This is a genomic window from Pantoea sp. ICBG 828 (genome assembly GCF_002928355.1).
GTDB classification, from domain to species: domain Bacteria; phylum Pseudomonadota; class Gammaproteobacteria; order Enterobacterales; family Enterobacteriaceae; genus Pantoea; species Pantoea dispersa.
In genome coordinates this window covers 521370-538856 of the sequence record NZ_POWN01000003.1, presented here as the reverse complement: position 1 = coordinate 538856, position 17487 = coordinate 521370, and the positions used below count along the sequence as shown (strand labels likewise).

The 17487-nt window shown below is 57.5% G+C and carries 12 protein-coding genes; 5 read left to right on the top strand and 7 right to left on the bottom strand.

The window, feature by feature from the left end; translation table 11 throughout:
- Positions 1-4 precede the first annotated feature (4 nt).
- Positions 5-1033 carry a D-threonate 4-phosphate dehydrogenase gene (locus tag C1Y43_RS10160; RefSeq protein ID WP_168715021.1) on the bottom strand — a complete coding sequence of 343 codons (1029 nt, stop codon included), beginning with the start codon at positions 1031-1033 and terminating at the stop codon, positions 5-7.
- Positions 978-2249: a four-carbon acid sugar kinase family protein gene (locus tag C1Y43_RS10155; protein WP_104188118.1), complete on the bottom strand. Its 1272-nt coding sequence runs from the start codon at positions 2247-2249 to the stop codon at positions 978-980. Before C1Y43_RS10155 ends, C1Y43_RS10160 begins: the two co-directional genes overlap by 56 nt.
- A gap of 188 nt (positions 2250-2437) precedes the next feature.
- Between C1Y43_RS10155 and C1Y43_RS10150 the strand changes: the two genes are divergently transcribed.
- The 4 genes from C1Y43_RS10150 (at position 2438) to C1Y43_RS10135 (ending at position 6974) form a co-directional block, all read left to right on the top strand.
- The gene (locus C1Y43_RS10150; RefSeq protein WP_058774814.1) at positions 2438-3592 is read left to right on the top strand and encodes an iron-containing alcohol dehydrogenase; all 1155 of its coding nucleotides are present in this window, start codon (positions 2438-2440) and stop codon (positions 3590-3592) included.
- Positions 3593-3603: 11 nt separating this feature from the next.
- Positions 3604-4488, top strand: coding sequence for a dihydrodipicolinate synthase family protein (locus tag C1Y43_RS10145; protein WP_104188117.1), 885 nt, complete (start codon positions 3604-3606; stop codon positions 4486-4488).
- A 171-nt stretch (positions 4489-4659) separates the two neighbouring features.
- On the top strand, positions 4660-5613 hold the full coding sequence (locus C1Y43_RS10140; protein WP_104188115.1) for a phosphoglycerate dehydrogenase: 954 nt from the start codon (positions 4660-4662) through the stop codon (positions 5611-5613).
- A gap of 41 nt (positions 5614-5654) precedes the next feature.
- Entirely contained in the window at positions 5655-6974 is a 1320-nt protein-coding gene (locus tag C1Y43_RS10135) for an MFS transporter (RefSeq protein WP_058780450.1), read from the top strand.
- A gap of 39 nt (positions 6975-7013) precedes the next feature.
- Here C1Y43_RS10135 and yacL read toward each other — a convergent pair whose 3' ends face one another.
- Together yacL and acnB are read right to left on the bottom strand one after the other, a co-directional pair.
- Positions 7014-7376, bottom strand: a complete 363-nt coding sequence (yacL, locus tag C1Y43_RS10130) for a protein YacL (protein ID WP_031279698.1) — start codon at positions 7374-7376, stop codon at positions 7014-7016.
- Positions 7377-7544: 168 nt separating this feature from the next.
- Complete coding sequence (gene acnB / locus C1Y43_RS10125) at positions 7545-10142, bottom strand: bifunctional aconitate hydratase 2/2-methylisocitrate dehydratase (RefSeq protein WP_088516643.1); 2598 nt, start codon at positions 10140-10142, stop codon at positions 7545-7547.
- A 765-nt stretch (positions 10143-10907) separates the two neighbouring features.
- Between acnB and C1Y43_RS24320 the strand changes: the two genes are divergently transcribed.
- A complete protein-coding gene (locus C1Y43_RS24320; RefSeq protein ID WP_021314460.1) occupies positions 10908-11054 on the top strand; it encodes a Hok/Gef family protein in 147 nt (48 codons plus the stop codon).
- 148 nt (positions 11055-11202) lie between these two features.
- Here C1Y43_RS24320 and lpdA read toward each other — a convergent pair whose 3' ends face one another.
- The 3 genes from lpdA to aceE all read right to left on the bottom strand — a co-directional run bounded on the left by lpdA (position 11203) and on the right by aceE (position 17375).
- A complete protein-coding gene (gene lpdA / locus C1Y43_RS10115; protein ID WP_021507536.1) occupies positions 11203-12627 on the bottom strand; it encodes a dihydrolipoyl dehydrogenase in 1425 nt (474 codons plus the stop codon).
- Positions 12628-12801: 174 nt separating this feature from the next.
- Positions 12802-14694, bottom strand: coding sequence for a pyruvate dehydrogenase complex dihydrolipoyllysine-residue acetyltransferase (gene aceF / locus C1Y43_RS10110; RefSeq protein WP_058770609.1), 1893 nt, complete (start codon positions 14692-14694; stop codon positions 12802-12804).
- A 14-nt stretch (positions 14695-14708) separates the two neighbouring features.
- Positions 14709-17375, bottom strand: a complete 2667-nt coding sequence (gene aceE / locus C1Y43_RS10105) for a pyruvate dehydrogenase (acetyl-transferring), homodimeric type (protein WP_021507538.1) — start codon at positions 17373-17375, stop codon at positions 14709-14711.
- Positions 17376-17487 lie beyond the last annotated feature (112 nt).

Here is a 17487-nt window from a genome sequence, read left to right as displayed (position 1 = left end):
TTCCCTATGCAAGCTGCATCGCGAGTTTAATCGAGATCGCCATGCTCGCAGAGTTCGCTTTACCTGTCCAGGCGATATCAAATGCCGTGCCGTGGTCGGCGGAAGTGCGGATAAACGGCAGTCCCGCCGTGATGTTGACGCCATCGTAAAAACCAAGCAGTTTCAACGGGATATGCCCCTGATCGTGGTACATCGCCACTACCATATCGTACTGCCCCTGCTGGCACTGTAAAAACACCGTATCCGGCGGGCACGGCCCATAGACATCAATGCCCTGCTGCTGCATCGCCTTGATCGCTGGCGTCACCGTGGTGATCTCTTCGTCGCCAAACAGGCCATTCTCGCCCGCGTGTGGATTGACCCCGGCGACCGCGATGCGCGGTTGGTCATAGCCCACGCGGCGCAGGAAGCTGTCAGCCATGCCGATCACCGTCTGAATACGTTCGCCGTTCAGCGTGTCGAGGAACTTACGCAGCGCGATGTGCGTGGTCACGTGGATCACTTTCAGATGGTCGGTATACAGCACCATGGCGTAATTTTTGGTCTGGGTCAGCTGTGCCAGCAGTTCAGTGTGACCGGGATAAAGGTGGCCCGCCGCGTGCAGCGCCTCTTTGTTCAGCGGAGCGGTGGCAATCGCCTGCACGTCGCCCGCCAGCGCCAGTTCGGTGGCGCGCTTCACGCAGCGCCAGGCCAGATCGCCGGCCTGCTTCTGCACCTTGCCCGGCTGCAGCGCGTCAGGATCGGCCAGCGGCTCATCGATGACGTTAATGATGCCCGGTGCGAAATGCGCATCCTGCACGCTGTCCAGCACGCGCAGCTCGGCGTGCGGCGTAATATTCAACGCCAGCACCCGACGCAGCGTCGCGGCACAGCCGACCACCACCGCCGGAATGCCCGCCAGCTCCCCTTCTGCCAGCGCTTTAATGATGATTTCCGGGCTGATGCCCGCCGGATCGCCCATGGTCACCGCAATAGTGTTATTCACTCGACTTCTCCTCAATAAAACGAATGGCTTCTGCCAGGGTGTTTTCATCACCAAAGCCACCCGCTTTGGTCATCACCGGCAGGTGTAATTCACTGTTAAGCAGAACCCCGTGCGGCACACAGCCCGCTACCTGGCCCTGAATCTGAAAGCCGCTGGCCCCGAGTGCCTGCGCTACCGCGATGGCCACGTCACCGCCGGAGAGAAACAGGCCGGCAGGCTGAATGTGCGCGCAGACGGCGCGCGTCAGCTGCGCCAGAAACTGGCAGATGCGCTCGCCGAGCTGCTGGCGCGTAATCTGCTGCTGCTGACACAGCTGCGCAATCGCGTAGCGCTGGTCAGCCTGTTGCGTAGTGCGCACCACACAGTGCACACCCTCGCGCAGCGCCTGGACCATCGCCTGCTGCCAGGCCGCCGCCTGCGGCCATGCCGGTGTGGCAAACAGCTGGCAAATATCAATATCAATCAAGCGGATGTCACGCTGGCTGGCGAGCCGGGCGATTTGCTGCTGCGCCATGGCGCTCATCGAACCGACTATCGCCAGCACCGGGCGAGAGGGCCGCGCAGCAAGATGCGCACCCAGCGCATCGCTTAACCCGGACGCGCCGACCAGCAGCGGACGTTCCGGCAGCGTCGCGGCAGCCGCGATAATGGCGTCGATATCCGCCTGCTGTTCCGCGTCCAGTACCAGCAGGCCCTGACTGGTCGCCAGCCGTGCGGCCAGCGTGCCGCTGCGTACCGTGGCAAGATCGATCTGCTCGCCCGGCAGCTCGCATTGCATCTGCAGGCGCATCAGCACGTTACTGCTGGTCACCGGGGTTTTAGGATCGCTGGCAAATTCGGTGTCAGTCAGGCGCTGCTGATGGATCCACACTTCCCCGCCGCGCGTGATGCGGCCCAGCTTTGGCACCGCCGGCACCACCAGCGCCAGCCGTTTCGCGCTGACCTGCAGTGCGGCGGCTACCTCAGCGCCTGGATTGCCGCGCAGCGTTGAGTCAATCTTCTTAAACAGCCAGCCGTGTTGCGCTATCTGCTGATGCGGCTGCATGGCGGCATGTGTACGGCTGGCGGCTTCCGCTGCGCTGACCGCACGGCTATCGGTGCTGATCACCAGCACATCCGCTGCGCCGGCATCCGAGGGTGTCAGGTTATTGAACAGCACGTGGACGCGCGCGCCGGCCAGCGCAAAGCCGCTGCCTGCGTCATTGGCGCCGGTAAAATCGTCGGCAATCACCAGAACGGGCGTTTTCCATGGCGATGAAGTCATTCTCTCTCCTGTCACGGCCCTTTGCCGCGCTGCATTTGATTATATTCAATCATGATTGATTATATGTGAGCAAGATCAAATTAATTGAAATCGATATCGCCTATAAATTTAGCCTCAGAAAGGGATACACCCCGCACAGCATTGAGCAAACCTAATCATAATGTGCAAAACCGTTATAAGGGCATGACATGAATATCAACAGCACCGTGATCAGTGGCTATCAGGCTCTGAACGATCTCAGCTATTTACTGCAGGATAAGCAGAAGGCGTTGCTGGTCACGGATAAAAACATTCTGGGTATTCCGGCGGTGCAGGCGCTTATCGCCCGGCTGCAGCAGCAGATCGCCAGCCTGAGCCTGATTGATACGGTGCCGCCCGAGCCGAGCCAGCATGATGTGGCGGCGATTGTTGCGGCGCTGCCGCACGGCGACGTCGATCTGGTGATCGGCATTGGCGGCGGCAGCGTGCTGGATGTGGCGAAGCTGCTGTCCGTGCTGTGCGTGGCCGATGCGCCAACCCTGACGGCCCTGCTGGCCGGTGAGAAGCCGCACACGCGTACCGCTTCTTTACTGATCCCGACCACGGCCGGCACCGGCTCGGAAGCCACGCCCAATGCCATCCTTGCCATTCCGGAGAAAGAGACCAAAGTCGGTATTATTTCGCCGGTGATGCTGCCGGACTACGTGGCGCTGATTCCGGAACTGACCACCAGCATGCCGGCGCACATCGCCTCGTCGACCGGGATTGATGCGCTGTGTCACCTGATTGAGTGCTTCACCGCCACCGTGGCCAATCCGGTGAGTGATAACTATGCGCTGATCGGCATGAAAAAGCTGTTCGCCAGCCTCGAAAAGACCCTTGCCGAACCGGACAACCTGGAAGCACGGCTGAATATGTTGTGGGCGTCCTACTACGGTGGAGCAGCGATCGCCCATGCCGGGACGCACCTGGTGCACGCCATGTCCTATCCGCTGGGCGGCAAGTATCATCTGCCGCACGGCGTGGCCAACGCCATTCTGCTGGCGCCGTGCATGCAGTTTGTGCGTCCGGCGGCGGTGAGCAAGTTCGCGCAGGCCTACGATCTGCTGCCGGATGCCGATAGCGCACTGGATGAAGAGGCCAAATCGCATGCGCTGGTGGCCTATTTCGCTGCGCTGGTGCAGCGCCTTAAACTGCCGGCCAGCCTGGAAGCGCTGGGTATCGGGCCGGATCATCTGCCGTATCTGGTCGAAGCCGCGCTGGACGTGCAGCGCCTGATGAAGAATGTACCGATGAAAGTCAGCGCCGACGATGTGCGCAACGTCTACCTGACGCTATTTCCGGCGTTAAATCACTCAGCATGAGCGGGGAAATCATGAGCAACACCATTCAGGGCGTACTGACCGCCATCGTCACCACTTTTGATCGCGACGGAGCCTACAATCCTGCCGCGCAGCGTGAACAGATTCGGCGTCAGCTGAGCGCCGGTAACGGTATTTTCTGCGGCGGCACCAACGGGGAATTTTTCGTGCTGAACGAGCAGGAGAAGCTGGCGGTGACCGAGACCTGCGTCGACGAAGTAAACGGCAGCGCACCGGTGGTGGCGCACATTGGCGAGATCTCGACGCGTGACACTATCCGGCTGGGCAGGCAGGTGGCAAAGCTGGGCGTGGATGCCGTCTCGGTGATCACTCCTTACTTTGTGCCGCTCAAACAGGAAGAGCTGATTGATCACTACCGCGCCGTGGCCGACGCCCTCGACGTCCCGCTGTTTCTCTACAACATCCCGGCGCGCACCGGTAATACGCTACAGCCGGAAACCGTGCGTACGCTGGCAGCGCATCCCAACATCATTGGCATCAAAGACAGCGCCGGCAGCTACGAAAGCCTGAGCGGCTTTCTGCAGGCAGCGGCAGGTATTGCGCATTTCAACGTGCTGAACGGGCCGGATTCACTGATTCATCAGGGCTTCGTCGATGGCTGTTCCGCCTGTATTTCCGGGCTGGCTAACGTGGCGCCGAAAGAGATTAACGCCATCTGGGCGCGCTTCCATGCCGGCGACATCGCCGGATCGCGCGCCGCTCAGGAGAACGTCACCGGCCTGCGTACCGATCTCTACAGCATTGGTTTTTCCCCGGCGGCGGTGAAAAAAGCTGTGGCGCTGCTCGGCTATGAGGTTGGCGACAGCCGCTATGCGGTGCGCTTCTCTGCGGAGGAAGAGCAGAAGATCCGCCAGATCGTGAATCAGTATTTGCAGTAAAGCCAGGGAATTCAAAGCACTTACCGCACGCAGCTGTGGTAGCGGCGCGATTCATCGCGCAATACAGGCGCCGCTCCCCCCTGCCGCCATCAGGGTTAGGGTTAATCTGACGGTGGCGGGGCGGATTCAGGCAGCGATGGCTGCTGTAATTAACACCGGGACGCATTTGCTATGAAAGTCATCTGTACTTCACCTTCGTTCGCCCGCTACGACGCCGCGCCGATCGACACACTGCGCCAGCAGGGCTTTGAGCTGATTACGCTGCCCGCCGACGCACCGCTCAGCGCGCTGGCGCCGCATCTCGCCGACACCCTCGCCCTGATCGTGGCCTTCACCGAGGTCAACGATGCGCTGCTGTCGCTGGCACCGCAGCTGAAAATTGTCTGCAAGCACGGCGTGGGCGTCGATAACATCGACCTCGACGCGACGCGTGCGCGCGGTATTTACGTGACAAACGTGCCGGACGCGAACAAACACGCGGTTGCCGATTTCGCCTTTGCGCTGATTCTTAATAGCGCGCGCCAGATCACCACCGCCGCAATAGAGACCCGCGCCGGCCACTGGCCGCGCATTTTTGCCACCGACGTCTACGGCAAAACGCTCGGCATCATCGGCCTGGGCAATATCGGTAAGCAGGTGGCACTGCGCGCTAAAGGCTTCAATATGCGCATCCTCGCCTTCGATTTTTACCCCGATGACGCCTTCGCCGCCGAACACGACGTGACGTTTGTCAGCCTCGATCAGCTGACGGAGCACAGCGACTTCATCACCTTACATATGCCGCTCACCGACCAGACACAAAACCTGTTCGACGCCGCGCGCCTGAAGCGCATGAAGAAGAGCGCGTTTCTCATCAACGCGTCACGCGGTGGCGTAGTGAATGAGCAGGATCTCTACCAGGCATTGCAGGATAACGTGATTGCCGGTGCGGCGGCGGATGTCTTTGTGCAGGAGCCGCTGGCGCAGCATCCGCTGTTCACCCTGAGCAACTTTATCCCCACGGCGCACCTTGCCGGATATACCGACGGCGCCATCAGCGCCATCGGTGAACGCTGCGTGACGCAGATTGTGCAGTGTATAAAACAGGGCGAACGCCCGATGAATGTCATGAACGGGCTGGCCTGACGCCGCCCTCCTCTGTCACCCTTTTCGCGTGGATAATGATTATGACCAACACCGCACGCTCAACACGCATCAGATGGTGGATCGCCGGCCTGATGTGGCTGGCCATTGCCATTAACTATATTGATCGTACCGTACTCTCTGCCGCCGCACCGCACCTGATCACCGAGCTCGACATCAATCCGGAGATGATGGGCTTTATCATGGCAGCATTTTTCTGGTCCTACGCGCTGTTGCAGATCCCGGCAGGCTGGTTTGCCGACCGCTTCGGCCAGAAAAAAGGCCTCGGCATCGCTGTCGGCTGGTGGTCGATCGCCACCATGGCGATGGGGCTCGCCACCGGCTTTAAATCGCTGCTGGCGCTGCGTCTGGCGCTCGGCGTGGGTGAAGCAGCGGCTTATCCCAGCAACGCCGGTATTACCGCGCGCTGGTTCCCGGATCGCGAGCGCGCCACCGTCTCAGGCCTGTTCGACAGCGCATCAAAATTTGGCGGGGCCGTCGCCATGCCGCTGATCGTCTTTATGATCGCGCTGTTCGACTGGCGTCTGACCTTTCTGGCGATTGGTGCCGTCGGGCTGATCTGGGTCATCGCCTGGTACTTCATTTATGCCGAGAACCCGGAAGACCACAAAGCGATTAGCACCGATGAAGTGCGCCTGATCCGCGATGGCCAGGCGCAGAAGCACGGCGATAAGAACGTGCGGCCGATGAAGTGGTACAAGTTGCTGCGCTACCGCAACATCTGGGCAATGTGTATTGGCTTCTTCACCATCAATTACACCTCCTACTTCTTTATCACCTGGCTGCCAACTTACCTGGTGAAAGACAAAGGGATGGATTTCCTGAAAATGGGCATGGTGGCGGCGCTGCCGCTGATCTGCGGCATGGTGATTGAGGTGCTGGCGGGCTGGGCGTCGGACCGTATGGTGCACAAAAAAGTGCTGTCGCTGACCGCCACACGCAAGCTGTTCCTGACGATTGGCCTGCTGATGGCGCTGTGCATCGGGTTCGCGCCGTTCACCGATTCCGTGTTCATGACGGTACTGCTGCTGTGTATTGCTAAGTCCGGCACCACCGTCGCGGCCTCTCAGGTGTGGGCGCTGCCGGGCGATGTTGCGCCCACCAACAGCGTGTCAATTGTTGCCGGGCTGCAGAATACCGTCTCCAATATGGGCGGCGCGGTCGGGCCAATCATTACCGGCGCTATCGTCGGTGCCACCGGCCACTTTACCTGGGCGCTGGTGTTCTCGGCGGTGCTGGTGGTGATCGGAATCCTTAACTACCTGTTCCTGCTCGGCAAGGTCGAACCGATTGTGGATGAGGAACCTTTATCCCACGCCCGTTCCGCCATTAACGGCGTGTAACCTGCGCAACGACAGTGGCGCCCCGGCTGCGGGCGCCCGTTAACGGCCGGCCATAAACCGGCGATAAGCAGCAATTACCGCGAGGAAATCCTCCACGCCGCAGAACGACAGGCTCTCCTCATCGTAATAAGTCATGCCCTCTTCCAGGCCGTCATCCTCTAACGCCAGCTGATTGGCGCGGATCATCACCTCTTCCTCATCCAGCCACAGCGTATATTCGTGCCCGACGCGCTGCCACTGCTGCTGCGTGCCTTTGACTGCACGCACCGCGGCTTCGACTTCATCCAGCAGCGCAAAGTTCTCTTTCACCTCTTCATTGAACCAGTGCCCCACCGCTTCGTGGTCCATCGACATGCGCACCCGGACCTGACCGGTCACGTCACGCAGAAATTCATATTCCATGTTGGCCTCATACCAGTGGCGCGCCAGACGGCACGCTTTCGTGCATTTTGTGCGCAGCGCGCGCAAGAAAGTGGGATCGCGCTCGCATTATGCCTGGAGACGGCGAGGGAAAAAAGCGCATAAAAAAAGGGACGATGCGCTCGTCCCTTTTTCACTGGCAGGCGTATTTTACACCGCGGTCTGGAAAATCACTCCGTCCGCTTTTTCGGTGTACTGGCCCAGCTGATCAAAGTTCAGGTAGCGGTAGGTGTCGGCAGCGGTTTTATCCACCTGCACCATAAACTGCTGATACTCGTCCGGCGTAGGCAGTTTACCCAGCAGGGAAGCGACCGCGGCCAGCTCGGCTGATGCCAGGAACACGTTGGCACCGGTACCCAGACGGTTCGGGAAGTTACGGGTCGAGGTGGAAACCACCGTCGCGCCGTCTTTCACGCGCGCCTGGTTACCCATGCACAGTGAACAGCCCGGGATCTCAATACGCGCACCGCTCTTACCGAAGACGCTGTAGTAGCCCTCTTCTGTCAGCTGCGCGGCATCCATCTTGGTTGGCGGCGCTACCCACAGGCGGGTCGGCAGCTGGCCTTTGTGCGCGTCCAGCAGTTTACCTGCCGCACGGAAGTGACCGATGTTGGTCATGCACGAACCGATGAACACTTCGTCGATCTTCTCGCCCTGCACGTCAGACAGCCAGCGCGCGTCGTCCGGATCGTTCGGCGCACACAGGATGGGCTCTTTGATTTCCGCCAGATCGATTTCGATCACCGCTGCGTATTCCGCATCGGCATCGGCTTCCAGCAGTTGCGGATCGGCCAGCCATTTTTCCATGCCCTGAATACGGCGCTCCAGCGTACGACGGTCGCCGTAACCTTCGGAGATCATCCACTTCAGCAGCACGATGTTGGAGTTCAGATACTCGATGATCGGCTCTTTATCCAGCTTGATGGTACAACCCGCAGCAGAACGCTCGGCCGAGGCATCGGTCAGCTCAAACGCCTGCTCAACTTTCAGCTTCGGCAGACCTTCGATTTCCAGCACGCGACCGGAGAAGATGTTTTTCTTGCCTTTCTTCTCAACGGTCAGCAGGCCCTGCTTGATGGCGTACAGCGGAATCGCATGCACCAGATCGCGCAGCGTGATGCCCGGCTGCATTTCGCCTTTAAAGCGAACCAGCACTGACTCCGGCATATCCAGAGGCATTACGCCCGTCGCCGCGGCAAACGCCACCAGACCAGAACCGGCCGGGAACGAGATGCCAATCGGGAAGCGGGTGTGTGAGTCACCGCCGGTGCCGACGGTATCCGGCAGCAGCATACGGTTCAGCCAGCTGTGAATCACGCCATCGCCTGGACGCAGCGAAACACCGCCACGGTTCATGATGAAGTCCGGCAGCGTGTGGTGTGTAGTGACATCGACCGGCTTCGGATAAGCGGCGGTGTGACAGAAGGACTGCATCACCAGATCGGAGGAGAAGCCCAGACACGCCAGATCTTTCAGTTCATCACGGGTCATTGGACCGGTGGTGTCCTGAGAGCCGACCGAGGTCATTTTCGGTTCACAGTAGGCGCCAGGACGAATCCCTGCCACGCCGCAGGCGCGGCCCACCATTTTCTGCGCCAGCGAGTAACCACGGTTGCTTTCGGCCACATCTTTGGCTTTGGTGAACACATCGCTGTGCGGCAGACCCAGCGACTCACGCGCTTTGGTGGTCAGGCCGCGACCGATAATCAGCGGAATACGGCCACCGGCGCGCACTTCATCCAGCAGCACGTCAGTTTTCAGCGCAAAGGTCGCCAGCAGTTCATTGGTCTCGTGATTGCGTACTTCACCCTTGTAAGGGTAAACGTCAATCACATCGCCCATGTTCAGGCGCTCAACGTCGAGTTCGATCGGCAGCGCGCCGGCATCTTCCATGGTGTTGAAGAAGATCGGCGCGATTTTACCGCCGAGGCACAGACCGCCGCCTTTTTTGTTCGGCACATACGGAATGTCGTCACCCATGAACCACAGCACTGAGTTGGTCGCGGACTTACGTGAAGAACCGGTACCAACCACGTCACCGACGTAGGTCAGCGGGAAGCCTTTCTGCTGCAGAGCTTCAATCTGTTTGATCGGGCCAACGTTGCCAACATCGTCGGGTTCGATGCCGTCACGTGGGTTTTTCAGCATAGCCAGCGCGTGCAGTGGAATATCCGGACGTGACCATGCATCCGGCGCCGGAGAGAGGTCGTCGGTGTTGGTTTCGCCGGTCACTTTGAACACGGTGGTGGTGATTTTTTCTGCCAGCTTAGGACGCTTGAGGAACCATTCTGCATCAGCCCAGGACTGGAGGATTTTCTTCGCGTGGGGATTACCCGCTTTGGCTTTCTCTTCGACGTCGTAGAAGTTATCGAACATCAGCAGCGTGTGGGACAGTGCTTCAGCGGCAATCGGTGCCAGAGCCTCATCGTCAAGCGCCTCGATCAGCGCATGGATGTTGTAGCCGCCCTGCATGGTGCCCAGCAGTTCGACTGCTTTTTCACGAGTGACCAGAGGAGAGTGGGCTTCGCCCTTTGCGATAGCTGCCAGGAATCCGGCTTTTACATACGCCGCTTCATCAACACCCGGCGGGACACGGTTGACCAGCAGGTCAGTCAGGAATTCTTCTTCACCCGCTGGCGGGTTTTTCAGCAGTTCAACCAGCGCGGCCATCTGGGAAGCATCTAACGGCTTAGGTACGATTCCCTGGGCAGCACGCTCGGCAACGTGCTTACGGTATTCTTCTAGCACGACGTTCTCCTCGCTCTCATTGTATAGCTTTCCGGTGCACCTGTTGATGCTGTCAAACAGTAGGGTGAGGTGCCCGGTTCTGCGTCGGCCAGCATAGCAGGATTTCGGCTGATTGTTAATCCGTTTACAAAAAAGCAACATCCGCGCGTTATTTAGCAGATTTGTCTGCGCTTTGCGCCAGAAGAGAAGCCAGAGCGGCTCTGGTAGTGCCTGTTCGCGCCTGTGTCGGTAGCCAGTGGAGCCAGGTTTTAGCGCGTAATTTGTTGCATCCGGCCCTCACACAGCGAATCCATAACCTGCAATCCCCTTTCAGGCCGGTTCATTCACTTTTGGTTATGTGCTAATGCGCTTGCACTAAACGGCTACCCTTCAGCTTCCCGCACACGTTTTCCTGAGGAAAAATTAATACCACATCACCTGATAAATATTGAACGTGATGCCTTGCGCGTATTTAATTAATTATCAACGCAGTGCCGGTTTAAATTAACCTTTAAACTTAGTCACTCAATTAAAATACACCCTTAAAAAATAACTGCGATTTAAAAAAGAGATAAAAAATAAAAGAGGAAATGATAAATAAATAGCGTAGACTGCCTGCGGGCGCTTGAGGCTATCTGCCTTAAGATCTGCAAAAGAAATTGAGGTGGATGGTGGAAGGTGAACCGTGCGATTAATTTTCATTAACCGCACGGGTGAGCCACTACCCTACACCCAGACAGTGTCAGGGTAATGGCTTGCTCGTGCTAATGCAAGGAGTAAGTGATTATGAAGGTGAAATTCAGCACGCTGATTATCAGCGGGCTCATCCTGTTAGGTTTATGCCTGGCAAATCGCAGTTCACTGTGTGAATTACGATTGCGGATATTCGCGGCTGAATTATCGGCTGTCATGGCTTACGAAGCACAACAGTAAACTTCAATAGCGGAGGGTCTCCTCCGCTATTCCGGCATCGTTAACGTGTTGCTCCTGCGCCCGCTTTTATCTATTCAACTTACGTTTTCGATTAATAAAAAAACGGCTCCTTACAGGAGCCGTTAATTAACCTAAGCCTCAGGCGAAATTATTTCTTTTTCGCTTTCGGATTTGGCAGGTCAGTAATGCTACCTTCAAACACTTCCGCCGCCAGGCCAACCGATTCGTGCAGGGTTGGGTGCGCGTGGATGGTCAGCGCGATATCTTCGGCATCACAACCCATCTCGATAGCCAGACCGATTTCACCCAGCAGCTCGCCGCCGTTGGTACCGACAATCGCGCCACCAATAACACGGTGCGTCTCTTTGTCGAAGATCAGTTTGGTCATACCGTCTGCACAGTCAGACGCGATAGCACGGCCCGATGCCGCCCACGGGAAGGTGGACACTTCGTAGCTGATGCCTTTCTCTTTGGCTTCTTTCTCGGTCAGACCCACCCAGGCCACTTCTGGCTCGGTATAAGCGATAGAAGGGATCACTTTCGGGTCGAAGTAGTGCTTCAGACCGGAAATCACTTCTGCCGCCACGTGACCTTCGTGCACGCCTTTGTGCGCCAGCATTGGCTGACCGACGATGTCACCGATAGCATAGATGTGTGGCACGTTGGTGCGCATCTGTTTGTCGACGCGGATAAAGCCGCGATCGTCCACTTCCACGCCTGCTTTACCAGCATCCAGACCTTTACCGTTCGGTACACGGCCAATCGCCACCAGCACTGCGTCGTAACGCTGTGGTTCAGCCGGCGCTTTTTTACCTTCCATTGATACGTAGATACCGTCGTCTTTCGCTTCTACCGCGGTGACTTTGGTTTCCAGCATCAGGTTGAATTTCTTGCTGATACGCTTGGTGAACACTTTCACCACGTCTTTATCGGCGGCCGGGATCACCTGGTCAAACATCTCGACCACGTCGATCTCTGAACCCAGCGCATGGTAGACGGTACCCATCTCCAGACCGATGATGCCACCGCCCATAACCAGCAGACGCTTCGGAACTTCTTTCAGCTCCAGCGCATCGGTAGAGTCCCACACGCGCGGATCGTTATGTGGAATGAAAGGCAGTTCGATTGGACGCGAGCCTGCAGCGATGATGGCGTTGTCGAAGTTGATGGTGGTTGCGCCACCTTCCCCTTCTACCACCAGCGTATTGGCGCCGGTGAATTTACCCAGACCGTTGACCACTTTCACTTTGCGGCCTTTCGCCATGCCAGCCAGACCACCGGTCAGCTGAGTGATGACTTTCTCTTTCCAGGTACGGATTTTGTTGATGTCAGTCTGCGGCTGGCCAAACACGATACCGTGCTCTTCCAGAGCCTTAGCTTCTTCGATGACTTTCGCCACGTGCAGCAGCGCTTTTGACGGGATACAGCCGACGTTCAGACAGACACCGCCGAGGGTGCTGTAGCGCTCTACCAGTACGGTTTCCAGACCTAAATCAGCGCAACGGAAGGCTGCAGAGTAACCTGCAGGACCTGCCCCAAGTACCACGACTTGAGTTTTAATCTCTGTACTCATCATGACCTCTTGTTAGATTGCCGGCGGTCAAAAGCGACCCTTTCCCAGGCTCTTGATGCCCTATCTCCACCGGGACATTTCACCGCGAGAGTTTACAGAATTGTTAACAAACTGCCAACCGCGGCAACTCCGAATGCTTACAACAAGGCCGGCATTTGCCGGCCTTGATTAACGTCACATCACCAGACGGCGAATATCAGACAGCATATTGTTAATGATGGTGATGAAGCGCGCACCATCCGCACCGTCGATGACGCGGTGGTCGAACGACAGCGAAATCGGCATCATCAGGCGCGGAGCGAACTCTTTGCCGTTCCACACCGGCTCCATCGCCGATTTAGACACCCCGAGGATAGCCACTTCCGGCGCGTTAACAATTGGCGCGAAGTGCGTGGTGCCGAGGCCGCCAAGGCTGGAGATGGTGAAGCAGCCGCCCTGCATATCGCTGGCGGTCAGTTTGCCATCACGCGCTTTCTTCGACGTCGCCATCAGCTCACGCGACAGCTCAGTGATGCCTTTCTTGTTCACGTCTTTGAACACCGGAACCACCAGACCGTTTGGCGTATCCACCGCCACACCGATGTTGATGTACTTTTTCAGCGTCAGCTTCTGGCCATCTTCCGACAGCGAGCTGTTGAAGCGTGGCATCTGCTCCAGTGCCGCCGCGACCGCTTTCATGATGAACACTACCGGGGTGAACTTCACATCCAGCTTGCGCTTCTCGGCTTCCGCATTCTGCTGCTTACGGAACGCTTCCAGATCGGTGATATCGGTTTTGTCGAAGTGGGTCACATGCGGAATCATTACCCAGTTACGGCTCAGGTTAGCGCCCGAGATTTTCTGGATACGACCCAGTTCCACTTCTTCGATTTCACCGAACTTGCTGAAGTCCACTTTCGGCCATGGCAGCATGCCCGGAATACCGCCGCCTGCGGCCGCAGCCGGTGCCGCTTCAGCGCGTTTCACCGCATCTTTCACGTAAGCCTGCACGTCCTCTTTGAGGATGCGACCTTTACGGCCGGTGCCTTTGACTTTCGCCAGGTTAACACCGAACTCGCGCGCCAGGCGACGAATCACCGGCGTGGCGTGCACGTAAGCATCGTTTTCAGCAAATTCGCTCTTCGCATCGGCTTTCGCCGCTGCTGGCGCAGGTGCAGCAGCCGGTTTGGCTTCTGCAGCTGGTGCGGCTTCCTGTTTCGCTGCCGGTGCCGCAGCAGCCGGCGCAGCGCCTTCTACTTCGAACACCATGATAAGCGAACCAGTGCTGACTTTATCGCCGGTAGCCACTTTCAGCGCTTTAACCGTACCGGCAAACGGCGCCGGAACTTCCATTGACGCTTTATCGCCTTCCACCACGATCAGTGACTGCTCAGCCTCAACTTTATCGCCTACTTTGACCAGCACTTCGGTGACTTCCACTTCGTCGCCGCCGATATCCGGGACGTTAACGTCTTTGGCACCCGCAGCCGCGGCTGGCGCGGAGGCCGCCGCTTCTTTCACGGCAGGTTTGGCAGCCGCTGCTGGCGCCGCGCCTTCGGCTTCAAAGATCATGATCAGTGAACCGGTGTTCACCTTGTCGCCTGTGGCGATTTTGATCTCTTTCACCACACCGGCAAACGGTGCAGGCACTTCCATGGACGCTTTGTCGCCTTCGACGGTGATCAGCGATTGCTCTGCCGCCACTTTGTCGCCCACTTTAACCAGAATTTCGGTGACTTCTACTTCGTCGCCGCCGATATCCGGTACGTTAACGTCTTTCGCTTCGCTGGCGGCGGCCGCAGCAGGTGCGGCTTCCGCTGGTTTCTCTTCGGCGGCCGGTGCCGCAGCAGCTGCACCTTCGGCGTCGAAAATCATGATCAGTGAACCGGTATTCACTTTGTCACCGGTCGCGATTTTGATCTCTTTGACCACGCCAGCCTGCGGCGAAGGTACTTCCATCGAGGCTTTATCGCCTTCCACGGTGATCAGCGACTGTTCGGCTTCAACCTTGTCGCCCACCTTGACCAGAATCTCGGTGACTTCAACTTCGTCTGACCCGATATCCGGTACGTTAATTTCGATAGCCATTACTCTCTTACCTCTTAAGCCAGACGCGGGTTAACTTTATCGGCATCGATGTTGAATTTCGCGATCGCATCCGCCACCACTTTCTTCTCGATTTCGCCGCGTTTAGCCAGTTCACCCAGGGCTGCAACCACTACGTATGACGCATCCACTTCGAAGTGGTGACGCAGGTTTTCGCGGCTGTCTGAACGGCCGAAACCATCGGTACCCAGCACGCGATAATCGCTGGCTGGCACGTAGCTGCGAACCTGCTCTGCGAACAGCTTCATGTAGTCGGTCGATGCCACCGCCGGCGCGTCGTTCATCACCTGAGCGATGTACGGTACGCGTGGCGTTTCCGTTGGGTGCAGCATGTTCCAGCGCTCACAATCCTGACCGTCGCGTGCCAGCTCGGTGAACGAGGTTACGCTGTAGACGTCAGAACCGATGCCGTAATCCTTCGCCAGGATCTGTGCCGCTTCGCGCACGTGACGCAGGATAGAACCTGAGCCCAGCAGCTGCACTTTGCCTTTGCTGCCTTCTACCGTCTCCAGCTTGTAGATACCCTTACGGATACCCTCTTCCGCACCCTGCGGCATCGCAGGCATGTGGTAGTTTTCGTTCAGCGTGGTGATGTAGTAGTAAATATTTTCCTGCGCTTCGCCGTACATACGTACCAGACCGTCATGCATGATGACTGCCACTTCGTACGCGTAAGACGGATCGTAAGAGATACAGTTCGGGATAGTCAGCGACTGAATGTGGCTGTGACCATCTTCGTGCTGCAGACCTTCACCGTTCAGCGTGGTACGACCGGACGTGCCGCCCACCAGGAAGCCGCGCGCCTGCTGGTCGCCTGCCAGCCACATCAGATCGCCGATGCGCTGGAAACCAAACATCGAATAGTAGATGTAGAACGGAATCATCGGCAGGTTGTTGGTGCTGTAAGAGGTCGCCGCCGCCAGCCAGGAAGACCCTGCGCCGAGCTCGTTGATCCCTTCCTGCAGAATCTGGCCTTTCTCGTCTTCTTTATAGTACGCAACCTGCTCACGGTCCTGCGGCGTATACTGCTGGCCGTTCGGGCTGTAAATACCAATCTGACGGAACAGACCTTCCATACCAAAGGTACGCGCTTCGTCTGCGAGGATCGGCACCAGACGATCTTTGATCGACTTGTTCTTCAGCATCACGTTGAGCGCACGCACGAAGGCGATGGTGGTAGAGATCTCTTTGCTCTGCTCTTCCAGCAGCGCACTGAACTCTTCCAGCGCCGGCATTTCCAGCTTTTCGCTGAACTCAGCCTGACGGGTTGGCAGATAGCCACCCAGCTTCTCGCGCTGGCCGTGCAGGTAGTTGTACTCTTCTGAGCCTTTTTCGAAGGTCACATACGGCAGCTGTTCGATCTTGTCGTCAGCCACTGGCACGTTGAAGCGATCGCGGATGTAGCGAACGCCATCCATGTTCATCTTCTTAACCTGGTGCGCGATGTTTTTACCTTCCGCAGTGTCACCCATACCATAGCCTTTAATGGTATGCGCCAGGATCAGCGTTGGCTGACCTTTGGTCTCCTGCGCTTTCTTCAGTGCCGCGTAGATTTTCTTCGGATCGTGACCACCACGGTTCAGGGCGAAGATCTCTTCGTCTGACCAGTCTTTCACCAGCGCTGCGGTCTCCGGGTATTTACCGAAGAAGTGCTCGCGCACGTACGCACCGTCGCGTGATTTGAAGGTCTGATAGTCGCCGTCAACGGTTTCGTTCATCAGCTGAATCAGCTTGCCGCTGGTATCTTTCTTCAGCAGCTCGTCCCAGCGTCCGCCCCAGATCACTTTGATCACGTTCCAGCCAGCACCGGCAAAGATGCCTTCCAGCTCGTTGATGATCTTACCGTTACCGGTGACCGGACCGTCGAGGCGCTGCAGGTTACAGTTGATGATGAACACCAGGTTATCCAGCTTCTCACGGGTAGCGATGGTGATCGCCCCTTTGGATTCTGGTTCGTCCATCTCGCCATCGCCAAGGAAGGCGTAAACGGTCTGCTTAGAGGTATCTTTCAGGCCGCGGTGTTCCAGATATTTCAGGAACTTCGCCTGATAGATGGCGTTCAGTGGGCCGAGACCCATCGACACGGTCGGGAACTGCCAGAAGTCCGGCATCAGTTTTGGATGCGGATAGGAAGAGAGACCGTTGCCGTGGACTTCCTGACGGAAGTTGTTCATCTGCTCTTCAGTCAGGCGTCCTTCAAGGAACGCACGCGAGTAGATGCCCGGAGAAATGTGGCCCTGGAAATAGACCAGATCGCCGCCATCCTGCTCGCTACGCGCGCGGAAGAAGTGGTTGAAGCACACTTCATAAATGGTGGCAGAAGACTGGAAAGACGACAGGTGACCACCCAGCTCCAGATCTTTCTTCGACGCACGCAGAACCGACATAATGGCGTTCCAGCGGATTGCGGAACGGATACGACGTTCAAGAGAGGTGTTCCCCGGATATTCCGGCTCATCTTCGACCGCAATGGAGTTGATGTAGTTGCTGACGGCGTTGCCGCCCGCTGCCACTTTCACACCGCCTTTGCGTGCAGCACTCAATACCTGATCAATCAGATACTGCGCGCGCTCAACACCTTCTTCACGGATGACCGATTCGATCGCCTGTAGCCAGTCACGAGTTTCGATCGGATCCACGTCATTCTGTAAACGTTCTGACATGGGGTGTATTCCTTATCTGTGTCTAATACGTTGAATTATCAGGAGCCTGCCTGCTTGTGCTTTGCTTCTGATTCACAGCACAAGAAGACAGGCCCGTCGTTTATGTCGCACG

What these genes read in the sequence shown, in the direction of transcription:
- C1Y43_RS10145 (WP_104188117.1), top strand. Translation starts at nt 3,604, where the DNA reads ATGAGCAACACCATTCAGGGCGTACTGACCGCCATCGTCACCACTTTT.
- lpdA (WP_021507536.1), bottom strand. Translation starts at nt 12,627, where the DNA reads ATGAGTACAGAGATTAAAACTCAAGTCGTGGTACTTGGGGCAGGTCCT.
- C1Y43_RS24320 (WP_021314460.1), top strand. Translation starts at nt 10,908, where the DNA reads ATGAAGGTGAAATTCAGCACGCTGATTATCAGCGGGCTCATCCTGTTA.
- C1Y43_RS10160 (WP_168715021.1), bottom strand. Translation starts at nt 1,033, where the DNA reads ATGAAAACACCCTGGCAGAAGCCATTCGTTTTATTGAGGAGAAGTCGA.
- aceE (WP_021507538.1), bottom strand. Translation starts at nt 17,375, where the DNA reads ATGTCAGAACGTTTACAGAATGACGTGGATCCGATCGAAACTCGTGAC.
- C1Y43_RS10150 (WP_058774814.1), top strand. Translation starts at nt 2,438, where the DNA reads ATGAATATCAACAGCACCGTGATCAGTGGCTATCAGGCTCTGAACGAT.
- C1Y43_RS10140 (WP_104188115.1), top strand. Translation starts at nt 4,660, where the DNA reads ATGAAAGTCATCTGTACTTCACCTTCGTTCGCCCGCTACGACGCCGCG.
- yacL (WP_031279698.1), bottom strand. Translation starts at nt 7,376, where the DNA reads ATGGAATATGAATTTCTGCGTGACGTGACCGGTCAGGTCCGGGTGCGC.
- aceF (WP_058770609.1), bottom strand. Translation starts at nt 14,694, where the DNA reads ATGGCTATCGAAATTAACGTACCGGATATCGGGTCAGACGAAGTTGAA.
- C1Y43_RS10155 (WP_104188118.1), bottom strand. Translation starts at nt 2,249, where the DNA reads ATGACTTCATCGCCATGGAAAACGCCCGTTCTGGTGATTGCCGACGAT.
- C1Y43_RS10135 (WP_058780450.1), top strand. Translation starts at nt 5,655, where the DNA reads ATGACCAACACCGCACGCTCAACACGCATCAGATGGTGGATCGCCGGC.